The following is a 12,842-nucleotide window of genomic DNA, read 5'->3' as shown; positions in this document are numbered from 1 at the left end:
CTAATTACTGTCTAGTTGTTGCGATTGTATCTTTGTTAATTCCTTTTTTGACAACGTAATCCTGTGTGCCGTTAGCACCAGTGTTTACTTCTTTTCTAAGAGTCTTAAAAAAAGTTCTTTCTTTCAGTGACTTTTCTAAAGATTTAACAAGATTTTTAAATTCAAATTTATTCATGACTAATTAATACCATAGATATGTGATATTTGCAATACTGATATGCGTTTAAGTAATGTTATACTTTAAATGACTCGCCACAACCACAACGTTCAGATTCATTGGGGTTATTGAATACGAATGATGAGGAAAATTCTTCTTTTTTATAGTCCATTTCAGTGCCTAATAAGTACATAACAGCTGCAGCATCAACAAAAACCTTAACGCCCTTATCTTCAATTATTTCATCTGAAGGATTTATTTCTTTTGCATATTCCATTACATAAGACATGCCAGCACAACCACCAGACTTAACTGCAACTCTAACTCCAATTGAATTCGACTCAACCCCAGACATAATTTCTTTAATACGACTTGCAGCATTATCACTTAATTTAATGATAGGGCTCATTATAGATTTAACTCCAATTTAGCAGCTTCAGACATCATTGATTTTTCCCAAGGTGGTTCAAAAACTAAATCTAGGTCAACCTCTTCAATGCCTTCTACTTGCATTGCACTATCCTTAACCTCCTGAGGTAAACTTTCTGCAACAGGACAATTTGGTGTAGTCAAGGTCATTATAATTTTAGCTTTAGACTCCTTTACCTTAACATCATAAATTAAACCTAATTCATAAATATTGACCGGTATCTCTGGGTCATAAATTTTTCTAATTTCAGCTATTACTTGTTCTCTTAAATCCATAATTTAATCTAATTTTTCAGTATTAATTTCTTCTTGAGTATTGTCAATTGCAGAAATTAAAGTGTGCCATGATAAAGTCGCACATTTTACTCTCATTGGATATTGTTTTACTCCAGACAAGCACATTAATTTAGTTTTTTCATCTTCTTCTAGGTTTTTTGATTTTAATTCAGGATTCTCCTTAATCATACCTAAGAAGTCATTTACAATTTCTTTAACTTCTACTTCTTCTTTGCCTTTAATTAAATCAGTCATAATTGATGCTGAGGCCATTGAAATTGCACAGCCACTACCTTCAAATGAAATATCTTCTACTTTTTTATTTTCATCAAGTTTTAAAAATATATGTACATTATCACCACATAATGGATTCTTACCCATTGCATCTTTATTAAAATTTTCAGTTTTTCTTAAGTTGCGTGGATTTTTACCATGCTCTAAAATTATTTCTTGATAAAGTTCTTTTATATTCATTAGAGATTAAAAATTTTCTTACAGTTATTGATAGAATTATTAAGTTGATCTAAATCATCTTTTGTATTGTAAACACCTAATGAAGCGCGTGCACTTGCGGGTATTCCTAATTTGTCATGTAGGATTTGACAACAATGATGACCTGCTCTAATTGCAACACCATCTTCATCCAATATTGTAGCTATGTCATGAGGATGAACACCTTCTATAGTAAAAGACAAAACTGCTGATCTATGTTTTGGGTTACCAATTAATTTAACTGAATTATTTTTTCTTAAAATTTCTTGACCATATTCGATTAATTCTTGCTCATGTTTAATCATGTTTTCAATTCCGATTTTTTCTAAAAATTTTATAGATTGATCAAATGCTATAACTTGTGCTGTAGCCATTGTTCCGGCTTCATATTTATTGGGTAAATCACCATATGAAATACTATCTTTTTTTACATCTTGAATCATTCCACCACCACCTTGATAGGGTGGTAATTCCTCTAGCCACTTTTTCTTTGCATATAAAACACCAAGACCTGTTGGCCCGTACATTTTATGGCAAGAAATAGCATAAAAATCACAGTCTATGTCTTGCATATCAAGTTTTAAATGAGGAGCACCTTGGCATCCATCTACTAAAACCGCAATACCTTTTGAATGAGCAAGTTCTGTTATTTCTTTAACTGGTAAAACTGATCCCGTTACATTTGATAAGTGTGTAATAGCAATTAATTTTGTTTTTGATGTAATTTTTTTTTCAATGCTTTCTAAAGTAATCTCTCCATCATCATTAATTTCTGCAAACTCTATTTTAATACCTTTAGATTGTCTTAAAAAATGCCAGGGCACATAATTAGAATGATGTTCAAGTTCTGTTATAAGTATTTCATCCCCTTCATTTAAAAATTTTTGACCATAGGTATTAGCTACAAGATTAATTGCCTCAGTCGCACCTTTAGTGAATACAATTTCATTTTTATCTTTAGCATTAATATATTTTTGAACAGAAGATCTTGTATTTTCATAAAGATTAGTTGCAGCTACCGCTAAGTAATGAACGCTTCTACCTGTGTTTGAAAATTCATTTGTATAAAAATCATTAACTCTATCAATTACAGATTGTGGTTTTTGAGATGAGTTAGCACTATCAAGATATACAAGATCATTATTATGAACTTTATTATTAAATATTGGAAATTCTTTTTTAATATTTTCTATACTCACTCTACAACTCCCATCATCTCTTTGATTAAATTTTTGATTTCTAAATCAGTAATTTTTTCAACTGCATCCATTAGAAAACCATTAATCAATAATTCTTTTGATTGCTGATAACTTAGACCTCGAGACATTAGATAAAATATCGAGTCTTCGTCTAGGTTACCTGAAGTTGATCCATGTGAGCATTTTACATCATCTGCATAAATTTCAAGTTCAGGTTTACCATCGAATTCTGTATTTTCATTTAAAAGTAAAGCTTTACTTAGTTGGTACCCATTTGTTTTCTGTGCTTTTTGATCAACAAAAATTTTACCTTGATAGATACCTTTAGAATTGTCATTTAAAACCGTTTTGATTAATTGATAGCTTTTTGTATTTTCTGCTAAATGATTTATGTTCGTTTTAATTTCATGATGTTGTAAGTTTTTTAAATTTATCACACCATTAATAAATGCTGAACTGTATTGATCATTTAAATTACAATTTACTTCATTTTTGATAAATTTAGATCCTGTTGAAAAAATAAAATTTTCAGAAATACTATTTTTTTCAAGATTAATATTATTATAAAAATATTTAATATTAGAATTGGTTTTATGATCAATTTTGTAGCTTTTAAGGATTGCATCTTGAGCAATATCAAAATTTTGATTTATATTAATGAAGTTATTTTGAGACTGATCATCGAATATAGTAACTAATTTCAAGTTACTATTTTTTTCTAACTTAATATCTGTTCTTAAATTGAGTGCAGTTGAATTAACATTCTCAGTAGTTATATTGTATAAAACTAGAGGTTTATTTAATGAATAATTCTCTTTAACGGTAATACCTATATGTGCGCTAGCAAGAGCATGATTTAATGATACTAATGGATTAATTCCATTGATATTATTACTTAAATCTAAACCATTATTAATTAATACTTTAGTGTCATCCTCGTACTTAATGTCTACTTTTGAAATAACTCCATTAATAAAAATTATCTTATTATGTTCAAACTTATTAATTAAAGATAATTGATCTTTAGGTTCGTAAGTTTTATCGTTATAAAAACTTAAATTTTTAATATTAGATGATATTATTTGATTTAAATCTGAAAATTTCCAATCTTCAATTCTTTTATTTGGAAAGCCTTTATCAATAAAATTTGTTAAATTTTTTTTTCTAAACTCAATATTGCTTTCAGAAAATTTTAAATTTTCTGTCATCTTATTGAAATCTGATTTTAGTTGTTCAATCATTTAACTAAGAGTTTCGTAACCTTTGCTTTCTAATTCCATTGCTAATTCAGATCCTCCAGATTTAACAATTTGACCATTAATTAAAACATGAACAAAATCTGGTTTAATATAATCAAGTAATCTTTGATAGTGGGTAATGATTAAAAAAGAACTATCTTTACTTCTTAATGCATTCACACCCTCAGATACTATTTTTAAAGCATCAATATCAAGCCCAGAATCTGTTTCGTCTAAAATAGACAGCTTAGGATTTAGGATAGACATTTGAAGTATTTCATTTTTTTTCTTTTCTCCACCAGAAAACCCTACATTTAATTGTCTGCTTAATATTTTTTCATCAAATTTTAATTCTCCAGCTTTTTGTTTAACTAATTTTAAGAATTCAATAGCATCTAGTTCTTTTTCACCTTTAGCTTTTTTAATTGCATTTAAAGATGTTTTTAAGAATATATTAGTATTAACCCCTGGTATTTCTAATGGATATTGGAATGCTAAAAATATTCCTTTATGAGCTCTTTCTTCAATCTCTAATTCTAAAAGATTTTCATTAAAATACTTTACTTCACCAGTTACAGTGTATCCTTTTTTCCCTGAAAGAACATTTGATAGAGTGCTTTTTCCAGATCCATTAGGCCCCATAATTGCATGCACCTCTCCTGGTTTAATTTCTAAATTTAAACCTTTTAAAATTTCTTTATTATCAATATTCGCTTTAAGATTTTTAATTGTTAACATTAACCAACACTCCCTTCTAAACTTATTCCTACTAATTTTTGAGCTTCAACAGCAAATTCCATTGGCAATTGTTGCAGAACCTCTTTGCAAAAACCGTTAACAATTAAACTAACAGCCTCTTCTTGATTTAAACCTCTTTGATTACAATAGAATAATTGTTCATCGCTAATTTTAGATGTGGTTGCTTCATGCTCAATATTTGAGCTAGAATTTTTATTCTTTATGTATGGAACAGTATGCGCTCCACACTTATTACCCATCAAAAGAGAGTCGCATTGAGTAAAATTCCTTGCATTGTCAGCATTTTTTGCAATATCCACTAAGCCTCTATAAGTATTATCTGCAAATCCAGCTGAAATACCTTTTGATATTATTTTGCTTTTTGTATTTTTACCCAAATGAATCATTTTAGTACCTGTATCTGCTTTTTGATGATTGTTTGTTATTGCTATTGAGTAAAATTCTCCTACAGAATTATCACCCATCAATATACAGCTTGGATATTTCCATGTAATTGCTGAACCTGTTTCAACTTGTGTCCAAGAAATTTTTGAATTTTTTCCTTTGCACAAACCTCTTTTAGTTACAAAATTATAAATTCCACCTTTTCCATCTTTGTCTCCAGGATACCAATTTTGTACAGTTGAATATTTTATTTCAGCATCATCTAGTGCAACTAATTCTACATTTGCTGCATGTAATTGATTTTCATCTCTCATTGGTGCTGTGCATCCTTCTAGATAACTTACATAACTTCCTTTATCTGCAATGATTAAAGTTCTTTCAAATTGACCTGTTTCAGTAGCATTAATTCTAAAATAAGTTGACAGTTCCATTGGACACCTTACTCCTTCAGGAATATATACAAATGAACCATCAGTAAACACTGCAGAGTTAAGTGTTGCAAAATAATGATCTGATATTGGAATTACAGACCCTAAATATTTTTTTACTAATTCAGGATGATCTTGTATAGCTTCTGACATAGAGCAAAAAATAATTCCTTTTTTATTTAACTCACCCTTAAAAGTGGTTGCAACAGAAACTGAATCAAATACAGCATCAACTGCTATTCCATTAAGTCTTGCTTGTTCTTGAAGAGGTATTCCAAGTTTATTATAAGTTTCTAATAATTTTGGATCTAATTCGTCTAAACTTTTTGGTTTGTCATCCATGCTTTTCGGTGCTGAATAATAATAAAGATCTTGATAATCTATTTTGGGATATTTAGGTTTTTGCCAATTGGGTTCTTTTAATTGCTTTAATCTTTCAAAGGCTTTCAATCTCCAATCAAGCATCCATTGTGGTTCTTTTTTAATATTTGAAATAAACTTAATTACTTCTTCATTTAAACCCTTGGGTGCTCTAGTATTTTCAATATCAGTTGAAAATCCATATTTATAATCTTTTAATTTTTCTATTTCTTTTTCTCTTGCATCCATTTTAATTTCTACTTTCTGAAGAATTGCTTATAAGATCTTTTAAATTTTTTTGTTCGAAAAAATGATTGATATGAACTTCAAGTTCGTCCCATAAATTATGAGTGATACATTTCGTAGTCTTACTATTGCATCCTTTTTTAGATTCCTTCTTGCATTGAACAGTTTTAACTTCTTCATCTACGGCACTAAGTATGTTTGCTAATTTAATTTCTTCTGGTTCTTTGTTTAAGATATAACCTCCATTAGTACCCCTAATACTTTTTACGATATTATATTTTTTTAACTTAGAAAAAATTTGTTCTAAAAAATCCAAAGAAATACCTTGTCTTAACGATATATCTCTTAAAGATACTGGATTAACACTATTAAACTTAGCAAGATCAGCTAAAGCCATTACTGCGTATCTACCTTTTGAAGTTAATTTCATATTATCCTTATTTAAGTGGGCTTTTTATACAAACCTGACTAAATTAGTCAAGTATACAATACATAAAAAAGATAACATATTGTCGCTTAGTTATGATATGTGTATTTTTTTTTGAGAATAATAATCAATATCATTTATGGACAATAAAATAGTTGAAGTTTTTATACCTGGGCCTGCTGGAAGAATGGAGGCAAAGTATTACAAAAGTGAAAAAATTACATCACCAATAGCGTTAGTATTACAACCTCATCCTCAATATGGAGGAACAATGAATAATAAAGTTGTGGTTGATACGTTTCATACTTTTATGGAAAATGGATTTTCTGTATGTAGAGTAAATTTTAGAGGTGTTGGAAAAAGTGATGGTGAATTTGATAATGGTCAAGGTGAGCTAGCTGATGCTGCTGCAGCATTAGATTGGTTAGAGCGTGAAAATTTTGATAACTCACAATGTTGGGTTTCAGGATTTTCCTTTGGGTCTTTAATCGCAATGCAATTGTTAATGAGAAGACCAGAAATAAATAGATTTATTGTAATTTCGCCACAACCAAATGTTTATGACTTTTCATTCTTATCTCCATGTCCAACTTCAGGTTTAATGATTTATGGAAAAAAGGATGAGTTAGTTCCCTTAGAACATATTACAGATCTAGATAAAAAATTGAGTGCCCAAAAAGGTATTAAAGTTGACTTTCAGGCTATAAATGATGCTAATCATTTTTTTACTAAAACAGAAGACGTATTAGTAAAATGTTTAGATAAATATATCAAAAAAGAATCTGCTTTATTTTAATCTTAATAGTTTTTAACTAAAACCCCACCTATTGACGGTTTTTTGACATTTGTAGTATTGGGGAATGAAATTACTTTTTTAAGTGCAGACCTAATTGCAAGATAAGCAAAAGCTTGAGACTCGATGAAATCACCATCAATTTTATAATCATCAATTATTTTTAAATAAATATTTTTTGGTAGTCTTTTTCTTATGCTCTCCATTAATGAAAGGTTTTTTCTTCCACCACCACAAACTATTATTAATAACTTTTTATTTTCTTCACTGTTGATTGATTTTAAAATTGATTGATAAATTATTATTGCTGTAAAATCTACTAATGTAGATAAGCCATCCTCATATGTGAGACCTTTTACAAAACTTAAATCAAAATCTTTTATATCAAATGAAAGTTTTTTTTGATTACTTATATTGTCAAAATTATCAATCGCTTGATTTAGAATAACTTCACTTGTTTTTCCTATAATTGATGCTTTTCCATTTTCATCATATTTCATTTGTGTGTGTCTTCTAACCCATTCATCTAAAAGACAATTACCAGGACCTACATCAAAACTTTTTAAATCTTCATTATTTTTTGAGATAACAAGAGTAATATTTGCGATACCTCCTATGTTTAAAACACAAGCAGGTTTCTCTATTTTATTCTGGTTTATAAGTAAGTTGTGAAAGATTGGAGCCAATGGAGCTCCTTGGCCTCCATTATGAATGTCATTTTCTCTAAAGTTATAAACTACATTTTTTTTTAAAAGACTTGATAGTAAATTGCCATCTCCTATTTGTTTTGATATTTTTTCCTGAGCATTGTGAAAAATTGTTTGACCGTGAAACCCAACTATATCTACATCTACTCCTGCATTCTTTATAATTTCTTTGCTAATTTTTGCATGAAATAAGGTAATTTTTCTCTCAAGCTCGTTAATTTGATAAGAATTATCTTGTAAATCTTTTATTGAATTTATTTTATCTCTTAGATTTAGTAAGTTTGAGTAAATTAACCCATCATACTCAAAATATTTATCAAATATAGGCTCATAGTTACTTTCACCATCTGATTTAATAATTGATGCATCAACCCCATCCATAGATGTGCCACTCATTAACCCTAAAGAAGTATAAAATTTTTCCATTCTTATTTTTAAAGTAAATATTGTATATTCTAGATAGCATATTTATGAATAAATTTTTAAAAGAATTTAAAGATCGTGGTTTCTTTTACCAGTGTACAGGTGAAGAAAATCTATCTCAATTATTAGATAAAGAAAAAATCAGAGCTTATATTGGTTTTGATTGTACAGCTGAAAGTCTTCACGTTGGTAGCTTACTTCAAATTATGTGTCTTAGATTGCTCCAAAAACATGGCCACCAACCAATTGTTTTATTAGGAGGGGGTACTACTAGAATAGGTGATCCATCCGGAAAAGATAAAACTAGGACAATTTTATCTGAAAAAGAAATAGAAAAAAATATAAATAATATTGAAAAAATTCTAAAAAATTTTTTAGATGATAAAGATCCAGAGACAAAACCTATATTTGTTAATAACTACACATGGCTTAAAAATTTAAATTATATTTCTTTTCTAAGAGATGTTGGAAAACATTTTACTATTAACAAAATGTTGAGTTTTGATAGTGTCAAAATTAGATTAGAGAGAGAGCAGTCATTAAGTTATATGGAATTTAACTATATGATTTTACAAGCATACGATTTTTTAGAATTAAACAAAAAAGAAAAATGTATGCTTCAAATTGGTGGCTCTGATCAATGGGGTAATATCGTTAATGGAGTTGATCTTATAAAAAGATATTCAAATAATCATGTTTACGGTTTAACGACACCTCTTATTACATTAGCCTCAGGTGCAAAAATGGGTAAAACTGAATCTGGAGCTGTTTGGCTAGATAAAAAATTTCTTTCATCATATGACTACTGGCAATTTTGGAGAAATATTGATGATCGAGATGTCTTAAAGTTTTTAAAAATTTTTACAGATATTAATGTTGATGAAATTGAAAATATTAAAGATGACAATATTAATGAGTTAAAAATTTTACTTGCCAACAAAGCTACTTCTATGTTGCATGGAGAAGATGAGGCAAGTAAATGCCAAGAAACAGCCAAACAAACATTTTCTGAAAATTCGTTAGGTGATAATCTGCCAACAACTCACATTAATAAAAAAATGTTAGATGATAATATAAGTATTCTAGATTTGGTAATTTTATCAAAATTAGAAAGTTCTAAAAGTGAAATTCGAAGATTAATTAAAGGGAATGGAATTAAAATAAATGGTCAGGCTATTTCTGATGAAAAGTTTTTAATTACTGAAGATTTATTTAAGAGTAGTTTAATTAAACTTTCACTTGGCAAGAAAAAACATATTAAAGTTGAGTTAATTTAGTTCTTTTTAATTTTTTCTAAAGTTCTTGTTATAAATCTAGGTGTTAGTGTTTTAATTGGATTAACTGTTGTTGATAAATTCTTTGGAGGTCCTTTTATTTTAAAACTTACACCAAAAACACCTTCTCCCGTTTTTTCTCCTATTAGTATTTTACCCAGTAGTGGAATTGAGGCTATAGATCTATTTATAGTTGTTGCTGGAACCAATGTTCCTCTTAAGCTAACCAATTTCTTTGATTCAATATAACCATCCATTAATATAGAAATAGCAGGTCCAATTACATACATTTCTTCAATATTAGTAAGACCTTTTTGACTTGAATATCTCATTTCAAAATCGGTAAATCTTATTCCCTCACCCGTTAAAAGATCTGCAATACCTTGAAGTGACGCTAGGCTTAAAAGCTTAGCAAAAACAGGTACCTCTTTAACTTTAAAGTTATCAATAATTAATACAGAATTAGAAACACCATCTTTTTTTATAGAATTAAAATTTAGATAACCTTCTTCAAATCCTTTAATGAAATCATATCTTTTAATCAAAGGTTTTGGGTAGTTTGAAAAGAATTTTGTAATAGTTTCATTTTGGTTATTAGTTTCAATAGATAAGTTCATTTTTTTATTGTTAGAAAAAGTAGATGCTAGATTTAATTTATCTAATTTATTATTTTTAAAAGTGAAGTATCCAGCTAAATTTTTAGTATAATCGTTTTTATTTATATAAGTTGTACCTATTTTAATATTAAATTTAGAATTAAAATTTTCAAAAATTGCAGTACTTTCATCATCACTCATGCTGTTGTTAATTAACTGTGTTGCATCAAAACTTTTACCATTTATGGAAAAATTAGATTTATTTTTTTTTAGCTCTAAATTGTTAAGAAGATCATTTTTATTTCGATAATTAAGTTTAATGTAACTTAAATCTTTAACTTTAAAATTTTTACTAAACATTAAATCTTTAATTAAAATTTGATTATTCTTTTCTGTTATAGAAATATCATTTAATATCAATTCTTTATTTTTTTTGTAAATACCTTTTAATAAAATTTCTGAACTGTTTCCTTTTTTCTTTTTATAATCTAAAAAATTTATTGTTAATGGATTATTTTTAATATTAAGGTTTGTATTAAATGTTATTTTTCTATCATCTTTAATAACGTTGTAAGATAATTGTTCAGACTCGTCTCCAATATAGATATCTCCATCTCCCCTAATATCCAATATACCTTTTATTAATTTAATTTTAATTTTATGATCTTTAAATTTAATTTGCTCTGCATAATTAGGTAAAAAAGTTTTTAAATTAAGGGGATTTTTAACTATTTGAAAATTTTCTAAGTTCAAGATGGTCTCTAGTTTTAAATCTTTTAATTTTAATTTTTTGTTAATATTGAAAGAAAAAATATTTACAGAATTAAAGTCAATTTTTTCTATCTCTATATTGTTTGGTAAATCACCAAATATAGGTTTTAATTTTTTTATATCAAAATTTTGTTCTTTATTTGCCACTTCTCCATCAACAAAAAATATATCTTTCTTTTTTTCAATTTTGATTAAGGGCGATTTTAATTTTATACTATTAAGATTTGTTTCTATCTTTTTTAATGTTAGTTGATTGTTGCTTATATTAAATAAAAGGTTTAAATCATCAATTTCAACCTTGTTAAAAATATTAAATTTTGCTTTTTTGACAGTCCCATTTATTTGATAATTGTTTTTTATTTCTCCATCTGAATCAAATTTAAGATTTATTTCTGTAGAAATTAATCCCTCTTTAGTGATGTTGTCTAAAACAAAAAGTTGTGGTGATCCTTCAACTGTTCTTGTTAATGAGATTAAATCTTTGATTTTAATTTCTTTTGTTGAAATTTTTAAATCATCAATAGAAAACTGATTACTTATAAAAGATTTTAATGAAATATTGCTAGTAATGTCTTTTAAATCTAGACTTTTATCTTCCAATAATATTTTAGGGTTTTTTGTTGAAATATTGATACTAAAATTCAGTGGGTTTAATAGATAATTAACCTCATTTAATGAAAGGTTAATTTTTTTATTAATTTTTGAAACATTCTTTATAATTTCTTTATTAAACTTGTCAGTTTTTACTCCATAGAGGCTCAAGTAAATAACAATTGTTGCAAGCGTTAATATTAATATTACAAGAATTTTAACTATTTTTTTCATTATTTAACTTTATATAACGAACTTTCTAAAAAATCATCAATCTCACCATCTAAGATTTTATCAGGATTTGAGCTTTCAAAGTTAGTTCTATTATCTTTTACCATTCTGTATGGGTGAAGTACATAAGATCTAATTTGATGACCCCAACCAATTTCTGACTTGGAAGACTCTACTGTTTGGCTTTCTTGTTCTTTTTTTTTTAATTCAAAATCATATAGTCTTGCCTTAAGCATATTCATACAGGTATCTTTATTTTTATGTTGTGATCTTTCATTTTGACATTGAACTACTATTTTAGAAGGTAGATGGGTTATTCTTACCGCACTATCTGTAGTATTCACATGTTGCCCTCCTGCTCCACTTGATCGATAGGTGTCAATACGTAAATCTTTTTCATTAATTTCTATTTCAATATTTTCATCTATGACGGGATAAATCCAGATACTTGCAAAACTGGTATGTCGTCTAGCTCCAGAATCAAAAGGAGATATTCTAACCAACCTATGAATTCCTGACTCAGCTTTTAACCATCCGAAAACATAATCACCCTCAATTTTAATAGTTGATGATTTTATGCCTGCTTCCTCTCCCTTATGTTCGCTAATTAATTCTGATTTAAAATTCTTAATATCTGACCATTTTAAATACATTCTTCTTAACATTTCTGCCCAATCCTGGCTCTCTGTTCCACCAGCACCGGCATGAATTTCTATATAGCAATCTAAACTGTCAGTTTCATTTGACAAAAAACATTTAGTTTCATTTTTTTTAGCTAATTTTTTTAAATTTTTAATACTCTCAAGAACTTCGTTTATGACAGATTGATTTTTTTCTTCTAAAGCAAGTTCGTTCAATTCATCAAGATCAATTATCGATTTAGATGAATTTTCATATGAATTTATTAATTCTTCATATAATTTTTTTTCTTTAATAACTTTCTGAGAATTTGCTTTATCTTGCCAAAAATTAGTTTCTAATATTTTTTGGTTATTCTTTTCTAGTTTTTTATGAATATCATTTTTTTCAAAGGTACTCCTTAACTCTTTGATTGATTTTTT

The 12,842-nt window shown here is 27.6% G+C and carries 14 protein-coding genes; 2 read left to right on the top strand and 12 right to left on the bottom strand.

Going from position 1 to position 12,842, the window contains the following annotated elements; translation table 11 throughout:
• Positions 1-4: 4 nt before the first annotated feature.
• Genes AC5SL9_RS01740 through AC5SL9_RS01700 form a run of 9 tightly spaced genes read right to left on the bottom strand, consistent with a single transcriptional unit; the run spans position 5 to position 6,398 of the window.
• A complete protein-coding gene (locus AC5SL9_RS01740) occupies positions 5-175 on the bottom strand; it encodes a hypothetical protein (RefSeq protein ID WP_006997167.1) in 171 nt (56 codons plus the stop codon).
• A gap of 58 nt (positions 176-233) precedes the next feature.
• Complete coding sequence (locus AC5SL9_RS01735; RefSeq protein ID WP_006997168.1) at positions 234-566, bottom strand: HesB/IscA family protein; 333 nt, start codon at positions 564-566, stop codon at positions 234-236.
• A complete protein-coding gene (locus tag AC5SL9_RS01730; protein ID WP_006997169.1) occupies positions 566-862 on the bottom strand; it encodes an iron-sulfur cluster assembly protein in 297 nt (98 codons plus the stop codon). Before AC5SL9_RS01730 ends, AC5SL9_RS01735 begins: the two co-directional genes overlap by 1 nt.
• Before the next feature lie 3 nt (positions 863-865).
• Positions 866-1,336, bottom strand: coding sequence for a Fe-S cluster assembly sulfur transfer protein SufU (gene sufU, locus AC5SL9_RS01725; RefSeq protein WP_006997170.1), 471 nt, complete (start codon positions 1,334-1,336; stop codon positions 866-868).
• Positions 1,336-2,553 carry an aminotransferase class V-fold PLP-dependent enzyme gene (locus AC5SL9_RS01720; protein ID WP_006997171.1) on the bottom strand — a complete coding sequence of 406 codons (1,218 nt, stop codon included), beginning with the start codon at positions 2,551-2,553 and terminating at the stop codon, positions 1,336-1,338. The genes sufU and AC5SL9_RS01720 overlap by 1 nt, the downstream gene beginning before the upstream one ends.
• Positions 2,550-3,794, bottom strand: coding sequence for a SufB/SufD family protein (locus AC5SL9_RS01715; RefSeq protein ID WP_006997172.1), 1,245 nt, complete (start codon positions 3,792-3,794; stop codon positions 2,550-2,552). Before AC5SL9_RS01715 ends, AC5SL9_RS01720 begins: the two co-directional genes overlap by 4 nt.
• Entirely contained in the window at positions 3,795-4,529 is a 735-nt protein-coding gene (gene sufC / locus AC5SL9_RS01710) for a Fe-S cluster assembly ATPase SufC (RefSeq protein ID WP_271480634.1), read from the bottom strand. It lies immediately after the preceding gene.
• Complete coding sequence (gene sufB, locus AC5SL9_RS01705) at positions 4,529-5,971, bottom strand: Fe-S cluster assembly protein SufB (RefSeq protein ID WP_006997174.1); 1,443 nt, start codon at positions 5,969-5,971, stop codon at positions 4,529-4,531. The genes sufC and sufB overlap by 1 nt, the downstream gene beginning before the upstream one ends.
• Before the next feature lies 1 nt (position 5,972).
• Entirely contained in the window at positions 5,973-6,398 is a 426-nt protein-coding gene (locus AC5SL9_RS01700; RefSeq protein WP_006997175.1) for an RrF2 family transcriptional regulator, read from the bottom strand.
• Positions 6,399-6,534: 136 nt separating this feature from the next.
• Here AC5SL9_RS01700 and AC5SL9_RS01695 point away from each other — a divergent pair, with 136 nt between their 5' ends.
• Complete coding sequence (locus AC5SL9_RS01695) at positions 6,535-7,191, top strand: alpha/beta hydrolase (protein ID WP_494574232.1); 657 nt, start codon at positions 6,535-6,537, stop codon at positions 7,189-7,191.
• Positions 7,192-7,193: 2 nt separating this feature from the next.
• Here AC5SL9_RS01695 and AC5SL9_RS01690 read toward each other — a convergent pair whose 3' ends face one another.
• On the bottom strand, positions 7,194-8,321 hold the full coding sequence (locus tag AC5SL9_RS01690; RefSeq protein ID WP_494574231.1) for an anhydro-N-acetylmuramic acid kinase: 1,128 nt from the start codon (positions 8,319-8,321) through the stop codon (positions 7,194-7,196).
• Between the two features lie 44 nt (positions 8,322-8,365).
• Here AC5SL9_RS01690 and tyrS point away from each other — a divergent pair, with 44 nt between their 5' ends.
• Positions 8,366-9,595 (top strand): tyrosine--tRNA ligase, encoded by a 1,230-nt coding sequence (gene tyrS / locus AC5SL9_RS01685; protein ID WP_006997178.1) that lies wholly within the window; start codon positions 8,366-8,368, stop codon positions 9,593-9,595.
• On the opposite strand, the gene AC5SL9_RS01680 is transcribed toward tyrS, so the two are convergent.
• Complete coding sequence (locus tag AC5SL9_RS01680) at positions 9,592-11,784, bottom strand: hypothetical protein (RefSeq protein ID WP_494574230.1); 2,193 nt, start codon at positions 11,782-11,784, stop codon at positions 9,592-9,594. The two genes, tyrS and AC5SL9_RS01680, sit on opposite strands and share 4 nt — an antisense overlap.
• Positions 11,784-12,833 carry a peptide chain release factor 2 gene (prfB, locus tag AC5SL9_RS01675; RefSeq protein WP_494574383.1) on the bottom strand — a complete coding sequence of 350 codons (1,050 nt, stop codon included), beginning with the start codon at positions 12,831-12,833 and terminating at the stop codon, positions 11,784-11,786. Before prfB ends, AC5SL9_RS01680 begins: the two co-directional genes overlap by 1 nt.
• Positions 12,834-12,842 lie beyond the last annotated feature (9 nt).

The organism is Candidatus Pelagibacter sp. PS_37 (genome assembly GCF_059417825.1).
This window is presented reverse-complemented; position numbering and strand designations above follow the sequence as displayed.

Bases quoted from the DNA above. Each gene is read 5' to 3' on its own strand.
- AC5SL9_RS01740 (WP_006997167.1), bottom strand. From the start codon at position 175: ATGAATAAATTTGAATTTAAAAATCTTGTTAAATCTTTAGAAAAGTCA.
- AC5SL9_RS01735 (WP_006997168.1), bottom strand. From the start codon at position 566: ATGAGCCCTATCATTAAATTAAGTGATAATGCTGCAAGTCGTATTAAA.
- AC5SL9_RS01730 (WP_006997169.1), bottom strand. From the start codon at position 862: ATGGATTTAAGAGAACAAGTAATAGCTGAAATTAGAAAAATTTATGAC.
- sufU (WP_006997170.1), bottom strand. From the start codon at position 1,336: ATGAATATAAAAGAACTTTATCAAGAAATAATTTTAGAGCATGGTAAA.
- AC5SL9_RS01715 (WP_006997172.1), bottom strand. From the start codon at position 3,794: ATGATTGAACAACTAAAATCAGATTTCAATAAGATGACAGAAAATTTA.
- sufC (WP_271480634.1), bottom strand. From the start codon at position 4,529: ATGTTAACAATTAAAAATCTTAAAGCGAATATTGATAATAAAGAAATT.
- sufB (WP_006997174.1), bottom strand. From the start codon at position 5,971: ATGGATGCAAGAGAAAAAGAAATAGAAAAATTAAAAGATTATAAATAT.
- AC5SL9_RS01700 (WP_006997175.1), bottom strand. From the start codon at position 6,398: ATGAAATTAACTTCAAAAGGTAGATACGCAGTAATGGCTTTAGCTGAT.
- AC5SL9_RS01695 (WP_494574232.1), top strand. From the start codon at position 6,535: ATGGACAATAAAATAGTTGAAGTTTTTATACCTGGGCCTGCTGGAAGA.
- AC5SL9_RS01690 (WP_494574231.1), bottom strand. From the start codon at position 8,321: ATGGAAAAATTTTATACTTCTTTAGGGTTAATGAGTGGCACATCTATG.
- tyrS (WP_006997178.1), top strand. From the start codon at position 8,366: ATGAATAAATTTTTAAAAGAATTTAAAGATCGTGGTTTCTTTTACCAG.
- AC5SL9_RS01680 (WP_494574230.1), bottom strand. From the start codon at position 11,784: ATGAAAAAAATAGTTAAAATTCTTGTAATATTAATATTAACGCTTGCA.